The sequence below is a fragment of the Bradyrhizobium paxllaeri genome (assembly GCF_001693515.2).
Taxonomy (GTDB): Bacteria; Pseudomonadota; Alphaproteobacteria; order Rhizobiales; family Xanthobacteraceae; genus Bradyrhizobium; species Bradyrhizobium paxllaeri.
The window spans coordinates 6,755,992-6,772,272 of the sequence record NZ_CP042968.1 but is presented as its reverse complement, the minus strand read 5'-3'; the positions used below and the strand labels follow the sequence as shown (position 1 = coordinate 6,772,272).

15 protein-coding genes are annotated in these 16,281 nt (G+C 63.2%); 14 read left to right on the top strand and 1 reads right to left on the bottom strand.

The window, feature by feature from the left end; translation table 11 throughout:
- Window positions 1-59 precede the first annotated feature (59 nt).
- The 4 genes from LMTR21_RS32295 to LMTR21_RS32280 all read left to right on the top strand — a co-directional run bounded on the left by LMTR21_RS32295 (window position 60) and on the right by LMTR21_RS32280 (window position 4,575).
- A complete protein-coding gene (locus tag LMTR21_RS32295; protein ID WP_065753387.1) occupies window positions 60-2,108 on the top strand; it encodes an elongation factor G in 2,049 nt (682 codons plus the stop codon).
- Window positions 2,109-2,241: 133 nt separating this feature from the next.
- Window positions 2,242-3,075 carry a shikimate dehydrogenase gene (locus LMTR21_RS32290; RefSeq protein WP_065753590.1) on the top strand — a complete coding sequence of 278 codons (834 nt, stop codon included), beginning with the start codon at window positions 2,242-2,244 and terminating at the stop codon, window positions 3,073-3,075.
- A 134-nt stretch (window positions 3,076-3,209) separates the two neighbouring features.
- Window positions 3,210-3,788, top strand: a complete 579-nt coding sequence (locus LMTR21_RS32285) for a hypothetical protein (protein ID WP_430642606.1) — start codon at window positions 3,210-3,212, stop codon at window positions 3,786-3,788.
- 160 nt (window positions 3,789-3,948) lie between these two features.
- Entirely contained in the window at window positions 3,949-4,575 is a 627-nt protein-coding gene (locus LMTR21_RS32280; protein ID WP_065753386.1) for a hypothetical protein, read from the top strand.
- Window positions 4,576-4,912: 337 nt separating this feature from the next.
- Here the strand turns inward: LMTR21_RS32280 and LMTR21_RS32275 are convergent, their stop codons facing one another.
- Window positions 4,913-6,049 carry an alpha-hydroxy acid oxidase gene (locus LMTR21_RS32275; protein ID WP_065753385.1) on the bottom strand — a complete coding sequence of 379 codons (1,137 nt, stop codon included), beginning with the start codon at window positions 6,047-6,049 and terminating at the stop codon, window positions 4,913-4,915.
- Window positions 6,050-6,159: 110 nt separating this feature from the next.
- Between LMTR21_RS32275 and LMTR21_RS32270 the strand changes: the two genes are divergently transcribed.
- The 10 genes from LMTR21_RS32270 (at window position 6,160) to serA (ending at window position 16,139) form a co-directional block, all read left to right on the top strand.
- Window positions 6,160-6,363, top strand: a complete 204-nt coding sequence (locus LMTR21_RS32270; protein ID WP_065753384.1) for a hypothetical protein — start codon at window positions 6,160-6,162, stop codon at window positions 6,361-6,363.
- Between the two features lie 211 nt (window positions 6,364-6,574).
- On the top strand, window positions 6,575-7,921 hold the full coding sequence (gene glmM, locus LMTR21_RS32265; RefSeq protein ID WP_065753383.1) for a phosphoglucosamine mutase: 1,347 nt from the start codon (window positions 6,575-6,577) through the stop codon (window positions 7,919-7,921).
- Between the two features lie 145 nt (window positions 7,922-8,066).
- Window positions 8,067-9,326 (top strand): MFS transporter, encoded by a 1,260-nt coding sequence (locus LMTR21_RS32260; protein WP_065753382.1) that lies wholly within the window; start codon window positions 8,067-8,069, stop codon window positions 9,324-9,326.
- Window positions 9,327-9,668: 342 nt separating this feature from the next.
- On the top strand, window positions 9,669-10,496 hold the full coding sequence (locus LMTR21_RS32255; protein WP_065753381.1) for an outer membrane protein: 828 nt from the start codon (window positions 9,669-9,671) through the stop codon (window positions 10,494-10,496).
- Between the two features lie 204 nt (window positions 10,497-10,700).
- On the top strand, window positions 10,701-11,522 hold the full coding sequence (locus tag LMTR21_RS32250; RefSeq protein ID WP_065753588.1) for an outer membrane protein: 822 nt from the start codon (window positions 10,701-10,703) through the stop codon (window positions 11,520-11,522).
- 82 nt (window positions 11,523-11,604) lie between these two features.
- On the top strand, window positions 11,605-12,195 hold the full coding sequence (locus LMTR21_RS32245) for a glutathione S-transferase family protein (RefSeq protein ID WP_065753380.1): 591 nt from the start codon (window positions 11,605-11,607) through the stop codon (window positions 12,193-12,195).
- Window positions 12,196-12,212: 17 nt separating this feature from the next.
- The gene (locus LMTR21_RS32240; protein ID WP_065753379.1) at window positions 12,213-12,683 is read left to right on the top strand and encodes a GNAT family N-acetyltransferase; all 471 of its coding nucleotides are present in this window, start codon (window positions 12,213-12,215) and stop codon (window positions 12,681-12,683) included.
- A 236-nt stretch (window positions 12,684-12,919) separates the two neighbouring features.
- Window positions 12,920-13,114, top strand: a complete 195-nt coding sequence (locus LMTR21_RS32235; RefSeq protein WP_065753378.1) for a hypothetical protein — start codon at window positions 12,920-12,922, stop codon at window positions 13,112-13,114.
- Window positions 13,115-13,193: 79 nt separating this feature from the next.
- Window positions 13,194-14,366, top strand: a complete 1,173-nt coding sequence (locus LMTR21_RS32230) for a phosphoserine transaminase (RefSeq protein WP_065753377.1) — start codon at window positions 13,194-13,196, stop codon at window positions 14,364-14,366.
- Window positions 14,367-14,549: 183 nt separating this feature from the next.
- Window positions 14,550-16,139, top strand: coding sequence for a phosphoglycerate dehydrogenase (serA, locus tag LMTR21_RS32225; RefSeq protein ID WP_065753376.1), 1,590 nt, complete (start codon window positions 14,550-14,552; stop codon window positions 16,137-16,139).
- Window positions 16,140-16,281: the final 142 nt, after the last annotated feature.

Here is a 16,281-nt window from a genome sequence, read left to right as displayed (position 1 = left end):
CGGAGCATTGGAGGTCGCCGACCCAATCAAGGGCCGAGCTCCAAAATGAGGAGGCGGCAATGGGACAAGACGTCAGAAGTCCCCGAGGTCCACGGTGCATAGCGCTGGTGGGCCCTTTCCAAAGCGGTAAAACCACACTTTTGGAGGCGATATTGGCGCGAACGGGCGCCATTAAAAATGCCGGCAGCGTCGATGCCGGAACTTCCTTCGGCGATGCCAGCCCTGAGGCGCGCCATCACAAGATGGGTGTGGGCCTCTCCGCCGCCACCACTACCTTCATGGGCGACAGTTACACCTTTATCGATTGTCCCGGCTCGATCGAGTTCGCGCAAGATATGCGCGCCGCGTTGCCCGCGGTCGATGCCGCGGTCGTGGTCTGCGAGGCGGACGAGAAGAAGCTGCCGCAACTGCAGATCATCCTGCGCGAGCTGGAAGATTTCGGCATTCCCCGTTTTCTGTTTTTGAACAAGATCGATCGCGCCAACAAGCGCATCCGCGAAACGCTGGCGACGTTGCAGCCGGCCTCGCGCGTGCCGCTGGTGCTGCGGCAGATTCCGATCTGGAAGGGCGAATTGATCGAAGGGTTCGTCGACCTCGCGCTGGAGCGCGCCTTCGTCTACCGCGAGCACAAGGCCTCCGAAGTCATTGCGCTGGAAGGCGGCGATCTCGACCGCGAGAAGGAAGCGCGCTTCTCGATGCTGGAGAAGCTCGCCGACCATGACGACGCGCTGATGGAGCAGTTGCTGGAAGACATCCAGCCGCCACGCGACGCCGTGTTCGACGATCTCGCCCGCGAACTGCGCGAAGGCCTGATCTGCCCGGTGCTGCTCGGCGCCGCCGCGCGCGAAAACGGCGTGCTGCGGCTGATGAAGGCGCTCCGTCATGAATCGCCCGGCGTCGCCGAAACGGCGAAACGCCTCGGCGCATCCGCGCAAAAGGAAGCGCTGGGCTTTGTGTTCAAGACCGTGCATCTGCAGCACGGCGGCAAGCTGTCGTTGACGCGGCTGCTTGCCGGCCGCCTCGAGGACGGCGCGACGCTGCAATCCTCCTCCGGCGAGGCCGGGCGGGTTTCCGGCATCCTCGCCGTCAACGGCGCGCACGACACCAAGCGCCCCGCGGCGGAAGCCGGAGAGACGGTCGCGCTCGGCAAGCTCGACGCGGTCAAGACCGGCGACACGCTGTCCGGCGGCAAGACCGCGCCATCAGCGCTGGTGCAGGTCGCGCCGACGCCGCCCGTGCTGGCGATGTCGCTGGCGGCGACCGACCGCAAGGACGACGTCAAGCTCGGGCAGGCGCTGCTGCGGCTGAACGAGGAAGATCAGTCGCTGACGATGATCCAGAATCCGCGCACCCACGACATCGTGCTGTGGGGGCAGGGCGAGATGCATCTGCGCGTCGCGCTGGAACGCCTGCGGGATCGCTTCGGCGTCAACGTCAAATCGCAGCCGCCCGCGATCGGCTATCAGGAGACCATCCGCAAATCGATCACCCAGCGCGGCCGCCACAAGAAGCAGTCTGGCGGTCACGGCCAGTTCGGCGACGTGGTGCTGGAGATCAAGCCGATGCCGCGCGGCTCGGGCTTCGAATTCCACGAAAAGGTGGTCGGCGGCGCGGTGCCACGCAACTATATCGGCGCGGTGGAAGAGGGCGTGGTCGACGGCCTTGCCAAGGGCCCGCTCGGCTTCCCCGTCATCGACGTCGATGTGACGCTGACCGACGGCTCCTATCACAGCGTCGACTCCTCCGATCTCGCCTTCCGCACGGCGGCGCGGATCGGCATGAGCGAGGCGCTGCCGCAGTGCCAGCCGGTGCTGCTGGAGCCGATCCACATGGTGGAGATCGTCTGCCCGACGGAAGCGACGGCGAAGATCAACGCCATCCTGTCGGCGCGGCGCGGCCAGATCCTCGGCTTCGACACCCGCGAGGGTTGGGCGGGCTGGGATTGCGTCCGCGCCACCATGCCGGAGGCGGAGATCGGCGACCTGATCGTGGAGCTGCGGTCAGCCACCGCCGGCGCCGGCGGCTTCACCCGCCAGTTCGACCGCATGGCCGAGGTCACCGGCCGCGCCGCCGACCAGATCATCGCTGCGCATCGCGTCGCGGCTTAGCTCCCGACAGGATTACCGCGGCCTGATAGGCCGCGGTAATCCGTGTTCGGCTTGACACGCCCCCACGGAAGATAAATTGATCGTCATGGCCGGGTCTATCCCGGCCATCGACGTCTTTGAGGAGGTTGTTGTCGTGTCCAAGCCCCCCGCCGCATGCCTGATCGGATGGCCGGCCGCGCATTCGCGTTCGCCGTTGATCCATCATTACTGGCTGCGGACGCTGGGCATCGAAGGCGGCTACGTCATCGAGGCGGTGCCGCCCGACGAGTTCAAGGATTTCATCTTCCGCCTGTCGCTGCGCGGCTTCGTCGGCGCCAACGTCACCCTTCCGCACAAGGAGCGCGCGCTTGCGCTGTCGAAGCCGGACGAGCGTGCCCGCGCGGTTGGCGCGGCCAACACGCTGTGGTTCGCGGATGGCGAACTCTGTTCGACCAATACCGACGTCGAAGGCTTCATCAACAATCTCGACGCCAGCGCGCCCGGCTGGGACAACGCTGAGGATGCGCTGGTGCTCGGCGCCGGCGGCTCGTCGCGCGCGGTGGTGTTCGGCTTGCGCGAGCGCGGCATCAAGCGCATTCATCTCGCCAACCGCACCGTGGCGCGCGCGAGCGCGCTGGCTGATCAGTTCGGCGCGAGCGTCCTGCCGATGGCGTGGCATGCGCTCGGCGATATCCTGCCGCGCGCCGGTCTTGTGGTGAATACGACCTCGCTCGGCATGAAGGGCCAGCCGCCGCTCGAAATCGATGTCGGGCTGCTACCGCCGCGCGCCGTCGTCGCCGATAACGTCTACGTCCCGCTGGAAACCCCGTTGCTTGCGGCCGCACGTGCGGGCGGGCTGAAGACCGCCGATGGGCTCGGCATGCTCCTGCACCAGGCGGTGCGCGGCTTCGAATTGTGGTTCGGGCAACGGCCCGAGGTGACGGCGGAGCTGCGCGCGCTGGTCGAGGCCGATCTCACGAATACATGATCGGCCGATCGCGAACTATTGAGCCGGAATTTTTTTGAATGGCCGGGGTCAATGGCTACGTCAGTGCCGCCACCGGAGATACCAACATGCCCGCCCGTCGCTTTCAATTCGTTCGTCCGCTCGTCGCTGTCGCAATGGTGGCGGGCTCCACGCTTTACGCGATCGCCCAGCAGCCGCCGACGCCGACGCGCGTTCGCGGAACCATCGAAGCCGTCGATGGCGACGTGCTGGCGGTCAAGTCGCGCGGCGGCGATGACGTCAGGCTGAACATGACCCGCGACCTCAACGTCGTCGGTATCAGCAAGATCGCGCTGTCCGACATCAAGGTCGGCTCCTTCATCGGCACCACCACGGTGCCGGGACCCAACGGCAGCCAGAACGCGGTCGAGGTGCATGTGTTTCCGGAAAACATGCGCGGCACCGGCGAGGGCTCGCGGCCCTATGACCTGCGCCCCAACTCCACGATGACCAACGCCACGGTGGCGGATTCGGTGGTCGGCAATGACGGTCACACCCTGACGATCAAGTACCGGGGCGGCGAGAAGAAGGTCGTGGTCGGCCCCGAGACGCCGGTCGTGACCTACGTTCCCGCCGACAAGTCCGATCTCAAGCCGGGCGCCAAGGTGATCGCCTTCATGAAGAAGCTGCCGGACGGCTCGCTCGAGACCAGCCGCGTCAGCGTCGGCCGCGACGGCCTGACCCCGCCGATGTGACGCGAAGCGTCATTCCGGGGCGATGCGCAGCATCGAACCCGGAATCTCGAGATTCCGGGTCTGGTCCTTCGGACCATCCCGGAATGACAAGCCTTGGAATAGGCACTCCCATCAGGTGTTTGCGTTCTCGGACCGCCGATACATTCCTGGGAGGACTACCATGCTGAAAGCTTCTTCATGGCCGCGGCTGCTCGCGGCCTCGCTGACCCTTGTCACCTTGCTCGGATCGGCGGCGTGGGCGCAACAGCCGCCGACGGTGCGCATTCGCGGTACCATTGAAGCGATTGATGGACCGATACTGTCGATCAAGTCGCGCGAGGGCACCGACATGAAGGTGAAGATGACCGACAATGTCGCCGTGTTCGGCGTCGCCAAGACCGAACTGTCCGAGATCAAGGAAGGCTCCTATATCGGCGTCACCGCCATGCCGGAGCCGGACGGCACCCAGAAGGCGGTCGCGGTGCATATCTTCCCCGAAAACCAGCGCGGCGCCGCCGAAGGCTTCCGGCCCTGGGACGCACGGCCGAATTCAACGATGACCAATGCCACCGTCGCCCAGACAGTGAAGGGCACCGACGGCCAGAACATCCTGGTCAAGTACAAGGACGGCGAAAAGAAAGTCGTGGTGCCGCCGGATACGCCTGTTGTCACCTTCGTCGCCGGCGACAAGTCCGAGCTGAAGCCGGGCGCCAAGATCATCATCTTCGGCGCGGTGAAGAAGGACGACGACACGCTGGAAACCGCGCGCGTCAATGTCGGCCGCGACGGGATCACGCCGCCGATGTGAGGCAACGCCTTCCTACTTCCCTTCTCCCCTTTTGTGGGAGAAAGGTGCCTTCGCGGTAGGAAACAGTTGGGAATAGTTTCCGTGGGGTTTTGCCCGCGTCCATCGAGGACGGGAACCGGCCCGGAGTTCTTGGGGAGGCTCCGGGCCGAGTGTTTCCTATGGACACCTCGTGCGGCGAGGAGGCCCCTGCTTCCAAGGAAACACCTCGTGCAGCAACCGCAGAACGCCCGCCGCCGCAATTATCTTTCCGGTAAGGCAGATTAATTCGCCGCAAGACCGAACGGGTCTTGGAAAAGAATGGTCCGGGTGTGGCCCCATCAAGGGAGGAAGGCTGCCTCTAAACCGCCAGCAAATTGTCGTCGATCTCCGCGATCGTGTTGACGCCGCACAATCCCATCGTCGTCAGCATTTCCTTGGCCAGGATATCGATCGCCTTGGCGACGCCGGCTTCACCGCCGGCCCCCAGGCCATAGGCATAGGCGCGGCCGATCATGCAGGATTTGGCGCCGAGCGCGAGCGCGCGGACGACGTCCATGCCGGTGCGGATGCCGCCGTCGAACATGATCTCCATCTTCGAGCCGACGGTATCGACGATCTCCGGCAGCACCTCGATCGAGGACGGCGCGCCGTCGAGCTGCCGGCCACCATGGTTGGAGACGACGATCGCCTGCGCGCCGGTTTTCGCCGCGAGTTCGGCGTCCTCGACGTCGAGGATGCCTTTGAGGATCAGCTTGCCCGGCCAGATCGAGCGGATCCAGTCGAGGTCCTTCCAGTTCAGCGAGGTATCGAACTGCGACGCGGTCCATTCCGCCAGCTTGGTGAGATCCTCGGTGCCTTTGACGTGGCCGACAATGTTGCCGAAGCTGCGGCGCTTGCCGCGCAAGACGCCCGCGACCCACGAAGGCTTGCTCGCAAAATCGATCAGCTTCGCCAGCGACCACTCCGGCGGCACCGTCATGCCGTTCTTGATGTCCTGATGGCGCTGGCCGATCACCTGCAGATCGACGGTCAATACCAGCGCCGAGCATTTGGCCGCGATGGCACGCTCGATCAGCGCCTTGATGAAGCCGCGGTCCTTCATCACGTAGAGCTGGAACCAGAACGGCTTGTCGACGGCGGCGGCAATATCCTCGATCGAGCAGATCGACATCGTGCTCTGGGTGAAGGGAATGCCGGCGGCCTGCGCCGCGCGGCAGGCGTGAATTTCGCCGTCGCCATGCTGCATGCCGAGCAGGCCCACCGGCGCAAGGATCAACGGCATCGCGGCCGGCTCGCCGAGGATCGTGGTGGAGAGATTGCGCTTGGAAACGTCGACCAGGATGCGCTGGCGGAACTTGATCTGGTGCAGATCCTCGGAATTGGCGCGCAGCGTGTCCTCGGTGTAGGAGCCGCGGTCGGCATAGTCGAAAAACGCCTTGGGAACCCGGCGCTTATGCAACTGGCGCAGATCCTCAATGCAGGTGATGTGCTTCATGGGTGTCCCGGCCCTTCTTGAATTTCGTAGTCGTGTCGTCATCTAGCATGGTTGGATGGCGAGCCAAATCGCATCTCGCGCCCGCCACTCTGCAAACGGGAGGACATCCCATGACCGGACCGCGCGTCACCACCCCGCTCGAGACCGGCCCGGCAAACCGAGAAGAAAAGCGCTGGCTCGACGCCGCCTTGAAAGCTGCCTTGGACGCTGCCCTGGAGGAGGGGTTGCAAGAGACCTTTCCGGCCTCCGACCCCGTCAGTGTCACCCAGCCGCCGCCCTCAAAGGGCGACCGCCACATCAAACGGCGTAGGTAACAGTTCGCCGGCCGGGCCCGCCGGATTGCCAAAAATATAGCAATGTCAATGCCATATGTATGAAACTGGCGCGCCCGGCGGTAATGATTCATCATATTTTTTGAAGCCATTTTAGCGGCTGAGGGATTATAACCCGTACACGCTTCGATCGAGGCGTTCGGGGATTCGAGGGCCATAAGCGGTCCACGTCCCGAAATGGCTTGGGGGTTATATGAGCCGCAAATATTTCGGTACCGATGGAATTCGGGGCCGCGCCAATGGTTTGATTACGCCGGAGCTCGCGCTCAAGGTGGGGCAGGCGGCTGGCCTGGTGTTTCAGCGTGGCGAGCACCGCCACCGCGTCGTCATCGGCAAGGATACGCGGCTCTCCGGCTACATGATCGAATACGCCATGGTGGCCGGCTTTACTTCGGTCGGCATGGATGTGCTGTTGCTCGGCCCGATGCCGACGCCGGCGGTCGCGATGCTGACCAAGTCGATGCGCGCCGATCTCGGCGTCATGATCTCGGCTTCGCACAACCTGTTCGAGGACAACGGCATCAAGCTGTTCGGTCCGCAGGGGTTCAAACTCTCCGACGACGTCGAGAAGCAGATCGAGCAACTGCTGGACGAACCGATCGACCGCCGCCTGGCGCAGAGCGCCAGCCTCGGGCGCGCCCGCCGTATCGACGGCGTGCATGACCGCTACATCGAATTCGCCAAGCGTACGCTGCCGCGCGAGCTCTCGCTCGAGGGCCTGCGGGTCGTGATCGATTGCGCGCACGGCGCGGCCTACAAGGTGGTGCCGGAAGCGCTGTGGGAACTGGGCGCCGACGTCATCGCGATCGGCGTCGAACCCGATGGCTTCAACATCAACAAGGAATGCGGCTCGACCTCGCCGGAGACGCTCGCCAAGAAGGTGCGCGAGATGCGCGCCGATATCGGCATCGCGCTCGATGGCGACGCGGATCGCGTCATTCTGGTCGACGAACGCGGCCATGTCGTCGACGGCGATCAGTTGCTCGCGGTGATCGCGCAAAGCTGGAAGGAAGACGGCCGGCTCGCCAAGCCAGGCATCGTCGCCACCGTGATGTCCAATCTCGGGCTCGAGCGTTTTCTCGAAGGGCAGGGCCTCGGCATGATACGCACGCCGGTCGGCGACCGCTATGTGCTCGAGCAGATGCTCAGCCAGGGCTACAATCTCGGCGGCGAGCCGTCGGGCCATATCATCCTCTCCGACTATGCCACGACCGGCGACGGCTTCGTTGCCGCGCTGCAGGTGCTGGCCGTGGTGCAGAAGCTGCGCCGCCCGGTGTCGGAAGTCTGCCATCGCTTCGATCCGCTGCCGCAGATCTTGAAGAACGTGCGCTACCGCTCCGGCAAGCCGCTCGACAATGCCGAGGTGAAATCGGCGATCATGGACGGCGAGAATCGTCTCAACGGCCACGGCCGGCTCCTGGTCCGCTCGTCCGGCACCGAGCCCGTGATCCGCGTGATGGGCGAGGGCGACGACCGCGATCTGGTCGAGGACGTCGTCGACCAGATCGTCAACGCGCTCGGCCACGCCGCGGCGGCATAAGCGCGTTTTATCCAGCGCATGCGTGAAGCGTGATCGGCGGTGCGCAGCGGCGCATCGCAGCTATCGGCTATTGCGGATGGTCGCAGCCGAGTGTGCGGCGTAAAAGACGGCATTGCCTCCAGCGAATCCTCCTCGGAATGCGCCGTTGAACAAGCCCGTCATCGTTACAGAGGAAACCGCGGCCGCGCCGGTCGTCGTGGCGGATGCGGCACCTGGCCTCGCGGCGAAAGCGGCAGCGGCGGGGCCAGCCTACATCGTGCTCGCCGGCATCAGCTTCTCGCATTTCCTCAACGACACCATGCAGTCGTTGATTGCTTCGGTCTATCCGATCCTGAAAGACGCCTACGCGCTCGACTATTCGCAGATCGGCATGATTACGCTGGCGTTCCAGTTCACCGCGTCGCTGCTGCAGCCTCTGGTCGGGCATTTCACCGACAAGAAGGCGCAGCCGTTCTCGCTTGCGATCGGCATGGGCTTTACCTTTTTCGGCTTGCTGCTGCTGAGCGTCGCGCATCTCTATCCCATCATCCTGATCGCAGCCGCGCTGGTCGGGCTCGGCTCGGCGGTATTTCATCCGGAGTCGGCGCGGATCGCGCGGCTTGCTTCCGGTGGACGCTATGGCTTCGCGCAATCGGTGTTTCAGCTCGGCGGCAGTTTCGGTACCTCGATGGGGCCGGTACTGGCGGCGCTGATCGTGGTGCCGTTCGGCCAGCCGTCGATCGCCTGGTTCTCGTCGATCGCGTTTCTGGCGATCGTGATCCTTTGGCGGATCGGCGCGTGGTACAAGCCGCAGATCGCGACCAAGAAATCGGCCGCGGTGGAACGTCATCCGGACCATCCGGATTCCCGGCGGGTCAAAATCGCGCTCGCGGTGCTGGTCGCGCTGCTGTTCTCGAAGCAGCTCTACGTGTCGAGCCTGTCGAGCTATTACATCTTCTATCTGATCGACAAATTTGGGGTGTCGACGCAGGCCGCCCAGCTCTACCTCTTCCTCTTTCTTGCTTCCAACGCCGCGGGCGCGTTCTTCGGCGGGCCGCTCGGCGATCGCTTCGGGCGCAAATACGTCATCTGGTTCTCAATCCTCGGCGCGCTGCCGTTCACGCTGGCACTGCCCTATGCCGGGCTCTATGCAAGCGCCGTGCTCACCATCTTCATCGGCTTGATCCTCTCCTCAGCGACGGCGTCGATCATCGTGTTCGCACAGGAACTGATGCCGCATCGCTTCGGCATGATCTCGGGCGTGTTCTTCGGTGTCGCCTTCGGTATCGGTGGACTAGGCGCGGCGGCGCTCGGCAAGCTTGCCGATCACACCGGCATCGCCTTCGTCTATCACCTCTGCGCCTTCCTGCCCGCGCTCGGCCTGCTTGCGGTGTTCCTCCCGAAAATGCCCAAACACATGCATTGAGCGGATCCGGTGAGTGCGTACGCTGCGCACGTAATGCCAGATGCGCTTGCCGTCATATCGCAGGCGAGGGCGCTGCCGCTCCCATAAACAAAATCTTAACGCCGCGACAGCGCGCGGATTTTCGTCAACACATCGTTAGGGTGTTGGCGATCTCGTCATTTTTCACTGTTGTAAATGCATCGTGACCCGCGTCGCAAATCGCGCTGCGAAAAATAGTGAGAGATTGTCAACCTTAAAAATTAGGGTTAAGCGCCGCTTAAGCATTTAATGCCATCGTCCGTCCGTGAGTTTTTGAAGTGAGGATTTTCGCAGTCAACCTCACCGGACAAAAGGACTAAGACAATGCGTAGCGTTAAGTCATTCATTGCCGCCGGTGCGGCGACTCTATTGTCCTCGGCGGCGTTCGCTGCCGACATGCCCATCGCGCCTCCTCCATATGCGGCCCCGGTGGTCGAGGATTTCGGCGGCTGGTATCTGCGCGGCGACATCGGCTTCAGCAACCAGCGCGTCGATCGTTTGAATAACGCTAACGACGTCACCCTGACCTCGTCGGTGCAGACGAACAATTTCAACAGTGCCGGCATCTTCGGCCTCGGCGTCGGTTACAAGGTCAACAACTGGTTCCGCGCTGACGTTACCGGTGAGTACCGCGGCAATTCGCAGTTTCATGGCACCGACCGCATCACCTATCCGGGCGGCGTCGGCATCGACACCTACCACGGCACCAAGAACGAATGGGTCGTTCTCGCCAACGCCTATGTCGATCTCGGCACCTGGTGGTGCATCACCCCGTTCATCGGCGCCGGCGTCGGCGGCGCGCGGGTTGCGATCAACGGCTTCACCGACGCGGGCATTGCCAACAACGGCGGCGGCGCGCTGCCGGGCCTCGCCTACGCGGACAACGTGTCGAAGTGGAATCTGGCCTGGGCGGTCCATGCCGGTCTCGCCTACAAGGTCACGCCGAACTTCACCGTCGAACTCGCCTATCGCTACCTCGACATGGGCGACGGCCTGACCGGCGACTTGCGGACCTTCGACGGCAGCGGTGTCAACACCATCAACCCGATGACCTTCAAGAACATCACTTCGCACGATCTGAAGCTCGGCGTGCGCTGGGATCTGACCAGCCCGGCTGTCTACGCGCCGCCGCCGCTGATCCGCAAAGGTTAATCGCGACCTTCATTCGTTAACGATTGTCGAACGGCGCGGGACATTTCCCGCGCCGTTTTCTTTGGCGCATGGCGAAGCGGCGGGTGAAAAATCTTCGACCGCTTTTCGGCAAGAATGCGCCAATCGCAGGGCGCAACAACGATTGGTTAAGGTTAACAGGCGATGATCAGCACCAAGTTCAGAGTTTGGGAATGGAGCGTTGCGATGCGTCGATTGTTGCTGATGGCTATGATGTGTGGGGCAGTAAGCGGCGCGCAGGCGGCCGATATGCCGGATCTTCCTTTTCTTCGCGGCAGCTTTACCGAGGGGTTGAGCAGAAGCACCGTCAACTGGAGCGGCGCCTATGTCGGCGCCCACGCTTCTCACGGCGCGGCGGACATGGACTTCACCAATTCCGGCCAGGACCTGCTCGCCAAGCTCATGAATAATCTCGATATCGAAGCGGAGTTCGACATCTCGAAGTGGCCGTTGCTCGGCAAGGCCCATATGCAGAACAGCGGCTATGGCGGGTTCATCGGCTATAACTGGCAGTGGACCGAAGCCGTCGTCGCCATCGAGCTGAACTACACCCATGGCAATTTCTTTGGGTCCAACATGGGCTCGCAAGCCCGCTCGTTTCAGTTTCCGACCGATTACGTGACCACCGCTGCCGTCGCCTCGGCCGCCACGATGAGGGTCACCGATTACGGCTCGCTGCGGGTGCGCGGCGGATACGCGATCGACAACTTCCTGCCCTATGGATTTGCCGGCATTGCAATGGGGCGGGCGAATATCAATCGTTGGGCCGCTTATTCCGCTTACTATCGATATGTCGGCACGGGCGGGCTTCCCGACCTCTCGGGAAGCGATAGCCTGACTGACAACGCCAACGCTCATTTCGTCACCGGCTTCGCCGGCGGTGTTGGCGTTGACGTAATGCTGTATGCGGGTCTCTTCCTTCGCGCCGAGTGGGAATATCTCCGGTTCACCTCGACCGTCGATACCACCATCAACACGGTCCGCGCCGGCCTCGGCTACAAGTTCTGATTGCGTCACGGCGCCGCCGCTCCGGCGCCGTTGACAGAATTGCCGCCGCCTGTTGCACTGCCGCCGTAACCAGGGGCGGCGCATGAAGGTCTACGGCGACACCAATTCCGGAAACTGCCTGAAGGTGAAGTGGGTGTGCGATCATCTCGCGCTGCCCTACACCTGGGTCGCGGTCGATACGCTCAAGGGCGAGACGCGGACCGCGGAATTTCTCAAGCTCAACGGCGCCGGGCAGGTGCCGACGGTCGAACTCGACGACGGCCGCACGCTGGCGCAGTCCAACGCCATCATCCGTTATCTCGCCCGCGGCTCCGGCCTGATCCCCTCGGATGCGTTCGCGCAAGGGAAGATGGACGAGTGGCTGTTCTGGGAACAGTACAGCCACGAGCCCTATGTCGCGGTGTGTCGCTTCCAGATGTTCTATCTGAAGAAGCCGGTCTCCGATCTCGATCCCGAAAAGGTCAAGCGCGGCTACGCGGCGCTGGCGCGGATGGAGCATCAACTCGCCATCACGCCGTTTCTGGTCGGCGACGCCGTCACGCTCGCCGACATATCGCTGCTGGCCTATACGCGCGTGGCGCATGAGGGCGGTTTCCATCTTGACGGCTACGCCGCGGTGCGCCGCTGGATCGGCGAGACCGAAAAATTCCTCAACCTGCCGCCGGTGCGCTGACTTCACTGGAAATTACCATGTCTGCCATCTCAGAGATCACCATCCGCGCTGCGCGCCGCGAGGACGTCGGCGTCATTGTCGCCATGCTGGCGGACGATCCGCTCGGGGGACCGCGCGAGCGGATCGAAAACCCGCTGCCGCAATCCTATTTCACGGCATTTGAGAAACTGCAGCGCGACCCGAACATCCTCCTCGTCGTGGCCGTGGACGGCGAGGGCGCCGTGGTCGGCTGCCTGCAGCTATGCATTCTGCCGGGCCTGAGTTCGCAGGGCGCCTCGCGCGGCCTGATCGAGGACGTCCGCGTCGCCAGCCACTGCCGCAGCCGCGGCATCGGCGAGCAGATGGTGCAGTGGGCGGTGGTGGAAGCGCGCGCGAGGGAATGCAAGCTGGTCGAACTATTGACGCATCACACCCGCGTCGATGCGCAGCGATTCTACGAGCGATTGGGCTTCGCACGCAGCCATGTCGGCATGACCTTGCGATTCTGATTTCCATAGCGTTTTCGAGCGAAGCGGAATCCGGTTCACGTAAAGAAAACACGTCAGAGCAAAGGTCAGCCAACTGCAGTTGAAGTGCGTTCACGACGAATGCCTGAGGTAGTCTTCGCTCTACGATCCGGTTAACAACCGATAAACTACGCGTGCGTCCGTGATTTTACGGATTGGAACGTCTCCGCTACGCCGACGTCTCCCATGGGGCTTTGGGCAGCTTTGGGGATTTTCCGATGAAAAAATATTCGATTGTACGGATTGGAAGCGAGTACGTCGTACAGGCCGGAGAGAGAAGTATTTTGAAGGTTTCAAGCAGGCGGGAGGCCGCCAAACTGGTCACTGATGCCGCTGAACTTTTGCAGCACGAGCCGGCCCCCGGCGCGGACGAACTCGCATCAATCGCGCGTGAGGTGCCCGAAGTTCCTTGACCATCGGGCCCGATTCCCCTAATGACCGCGGCGGGACACCTCCCCCCAACGGGAGGCTTACTATCTGGAAGGATAGATCATGACCGTAGCGAAGCCCGCTTCGCGGCCGAACGTGCCGCATTTTTCCTCCGGCCCCTGCGCCAAGCGCCCCGGCTGGAACCCCCAAAATCTCAAGGACGCAGCCCTCGGCCGCTCGCATCGCGCGAAGATCGGCAAGAACAAGCTCAAGCTCGCGATCGAACTGACGCGCGAAGTGCTTGAGGTGCCGGCCGATTACAAGATCGGTATCGTGCCGGCGTCCGATACCGGCGCGGTCGAAATGGCGCTGTGGTCGCTGCTCGGCGCGCGCCCCGTCACCACCATCGCCTGGGAATCCTTCGGCGAAGGCTGGGTCAGCGACATCGTCAAGGAATTGAAGCTGAAGGACGTCACCAAGCTGCATGCCGGCTATGGCGATCTTCCCGACCTCAGCAAGGTCGATCAGGCTTCCGACGTCGTCTTCACCTGGAACGGCACCACCTCGGGCGTGCGTGTGCCGAACGCTGACTGGATCAGCGCTGATCGCGAAGGCCTCACGATCTGCGACGCGACCTCGGCCGCTTTCGCGCAGCCGCTCGACTTTGCAAAACTCGATGTGGTGACCTTCTCCTGGCAGAAGGCGCTGGGTGGCGAAGCCGCGCATGGCATGCTGATCCTCTCGCCGCGCGCGGTGGAGCGGCTCGAGACCTACAAGCCGGCCTGGCCGCTGCCGAAGATTTTCCGCCTCACCAAGGGCGGCAAGCTCAACCAGGGCATCTTCGAAGGCGAGACCATCAACACGCCGTCGATGCTGTGCGTCGAGGATTATCTCGATGCGCTGAACTGGGCGAAATCGATCGGCGGCCTCAAGGCCCTGATCGCACGCGCCGATGCCAACACCAAGGTGCTGTCGGACTGGAAGGCGAAGACGCCGTGGATCGATTTCCTGGCGCAGGATCCTGCGATCCGCTCCAACACATCGGTGTGCCTGAAGTTCATCGATCCCGCGATCACCTCGCTCAATGCGGACGCGCAGGCGGACTTTTCGAAGAAGCTCGTCGCGCTGGTCGAGAAGGAAGCTGCCGGCTACGACTTCGCTTACTACCGCGACGCGCCGGCGGGCCTGCGGATCTGGTGCGGCGCCACCGTTGAAGCCTCCGACGTCGCGCTGCTGACGCAGTGGATCGACTGGGCCTTCGCCGAGACCAAGGCCGCGCTGCCCAAGGCAGCTTGATCGTCACCCTCCCCTGGAGGGGGCCGTGACGAGCAAAGCTCGCTCGTGGGTCGACGCACCCGAAGGGGGCGTTGGGGTGGGGTGATCTCTCCGCACCCGACGCACGCAGAGTTCGCAGTTCACCCCATCCCGGCGCTGCGCGCCGACCCTCCCTCTGCAGGGGAGGATGAAGGAAACATTCCAATGACCAAACCCAAAGTTCTCATTTCCGACGCGCTTTCCCCCGCCGCCGTGCAGATCTTTAGGGATCGCGGCGTCGAGGTCGACTTCCAGCCCAATCTCGGCAAGGACAAGGACAAGCTCGCCGAGATCATCGGCAACTATGACGGGTTAGCGATCCGCTCGGCGACCAAGGCGACCGCGAAGATCATCGAGAAAGCAACGAAGCTGAAGGTGATCGGCCGCGCCGGCATCGGCGTCGACAATGTCGAGATACCCGCGGCCACCGCCAAGGGCATCATCGTGATGAACACGCCGTTCGGCAATTCGATCACGACCGCCGAACATGCCATCACGCTGATGCTGGCGCTGGCGCGTGAAATTCCGCAGGCCGACGCCTCGACCCAGGCCGGCAAGTGGGAGAAGAACCGCTTCATGGGCGTCGAAATTACCGGCAAGACGCTGGGCGTGATCGGCTGCGGCAATATCGGCACGATCGCCGCCGACCGCGCGCTCGGCCTGCGCATGAAGGTGGTCGCGTTCGATCCGTTCCTGTCGCCGGAGCGCGCCAAGGACATCGGTGTCGAGAAGGTCGAGCTCGATGAACTGCTCAAGCGCGCCGATTTCATCACGCTGCATACGCCGCTGACCGAAAAGACGAAAAACATCATCGACGCGGCGGCGATTGCGAAAATGAAGAAGGGCGTGCGCATCATCAATTGCGCCCGCGGCGGCCTGGTCGATGAGCAGGCGCTGCTCGACGCGCTGAATTCCAAACATGTCGCGGGCGCGGCCTTCGACGTGTTCGTCGAGGAGCCCGCCACCAAGAACGTGCTGTTCGGCCATCCCAACGTGATCTGCACGCCGCATCTCGGCGCCTCCACCACGGAAGCGCAGGAGAACGTGGCCCTGCAGGTCGCCGAGCAGATGTCGGATTATCTCTTGACCGGCGCGATCTCGAACGCGGTGAATTTTCCCTCGATTACGGCGGAGGAAGCGCCGAAACTGAAGCCGTTCATCGAACTCGCCGAAAAGCTCGGCTCGTTCGCCGGCCAGCTCACCGAGAGCGGCATCCTGAAGACAGAGATTACCTATGAGGGCCACGTCGCCGAGATGAAGATCAAGGCGATCACCTCGGCGGTGCTGTCGGGCCTGCTGCGGCCGATGCTGGGCGAGGTCAATGTGGTCTCTGCGCCGGTGGTCGCGAAAGAGCGCGGCATGGTGGTGGACGAGATCGTACGCGCGGCGCAGAGCGACTATGAAAGCCTGATCACGGTGACCGTCACCACCGAACGGCAGGAACGCTCGGTGTCCGGCACCGTCTATCACGACGGCAAGCCGCGGCTGGTCGACATCAAGGGCATCCGCGTCGATGCCGAGTTCGGCAAGTCGATGATCTATGTCACCAATGAGGACAAGCCCGGCTTCATCGGCAGTTTCGCCAGCTTGCTCGGCGACGCCAAGATCAACATCGCTACCTTCCATCTCGGCCGCGTCAAGCAGGGCGGCGACGCCATCGCGCTGGTCGAGATCGACGGGCCGGTGCCTGCCGACGTGCTGGCCAAGGTGCAGAAGCTGCCGCAGGTGAAGCAGGCCAAGGCGCTGGCGTTCTAAAGACGCGTCAGTTTTTCTCTCCCCGAAGAGGGTGTTTCTGGTTCGCCGCGGTCCTGCCGCGGCGAAGCTGCATGGAAGCCTCAAATCTCGATCGAACCGGTTTCCTGCTCCCTGCGTCTCATGACCGGGGGTGATGGGCAGT

Bases quoted from the DNA above. Each gene is read 5' to 3' on its own strand.
- LMTR21_RS32245 (WP_065753380.1), top strand. From the start codon at position 11,605: ATGAAGGTCTACGGCGACACCAATTCCGGAAACTGCCTGAAGGTGAAG.
- LMTR21_RS32230 (WP_065753377.1), top strand. From the start codon at position 13,194: ATGACCGTAGCGAAGCCCGCTTCGCGGCCGAACGTGCCGCATTTTTCC.
- LMTR21_RS32285 (WP_430642606.1), top strand. From the start codon at position 3,210: ATGGTGGCGGGCTCCACGCTTTACGCGATCGCCCAGCAGCCGCCGACG.
- serA (WP_065753376.1), top strand. From the start codon at position 14,550: ATGACCAAACCCAAAGTTCTCATTTCCGACGCGCTTTCCCCCGCCGCC.
- LMTR21_RS32250 (WP_065753588.1), top strand. From the start codon at position 10,701: ATGCGTCGATTGTTGCTGATGGCTATGATGTGTGGGGCAGTAAGCGGC.
- LMTR21_RS32295 (WP_065753387.1), top strand. From the start codon at position 60: ATGGGACAAGACGTCAGAAGTCCCCGAGGTCCACGGTGCATAGCGCTG.
- LMTR21_RS32270 (WP_065753384.1), top strand. From the start codon at position 6,160: ATGACCGGACCGCGCGTCACCACCCCGCTCGAGACCGGCCCGGCAAAC.
- LMTR21_RS32280 (WP_065753386.1), top strand. From the start codon at position 3,949: ATGCTGAAAGCTTCTTCATGGCCGCGGCTGCTCGCGGCCTCGCTGACC.
- LMTR21_RS32255 (WP_065753381.1), top strand. From the start codon at position 9,669: ATGCGTAGCGTTAAGTCATTCATTGCCGCCGGTGCGGCGACTCTATTG.
- LMTR21_RS32240 (WP_065753379.1), top strand. From the start codon at position 12,213: ATGTCTGCCATCTCAGAGATCACCATCCGCGCTGCGCGCCGCGAGGAC.
- glmM (WP_065753383.1), top strand. From the start codon at position 6,575: ATGAGCCGCAAATATTTCGGTACCGATGGAATTCGGGGCCGCGCCAAT.
- LMTR21_RS32275 (WP_065753385.1), bottom strand. From the start codon at position 6,049: ATGAAGCACATCACCTGCATTGAGGATCTGCGCCAGTTGCATAAGCGC.
- LMTR21_RS32235 (WP_065753378.1), top strand. From the start codon at position 12,920: ATGAAAAAATATTCGATTGTACGGATTGGAAGCGAGTACGTCGTACAG.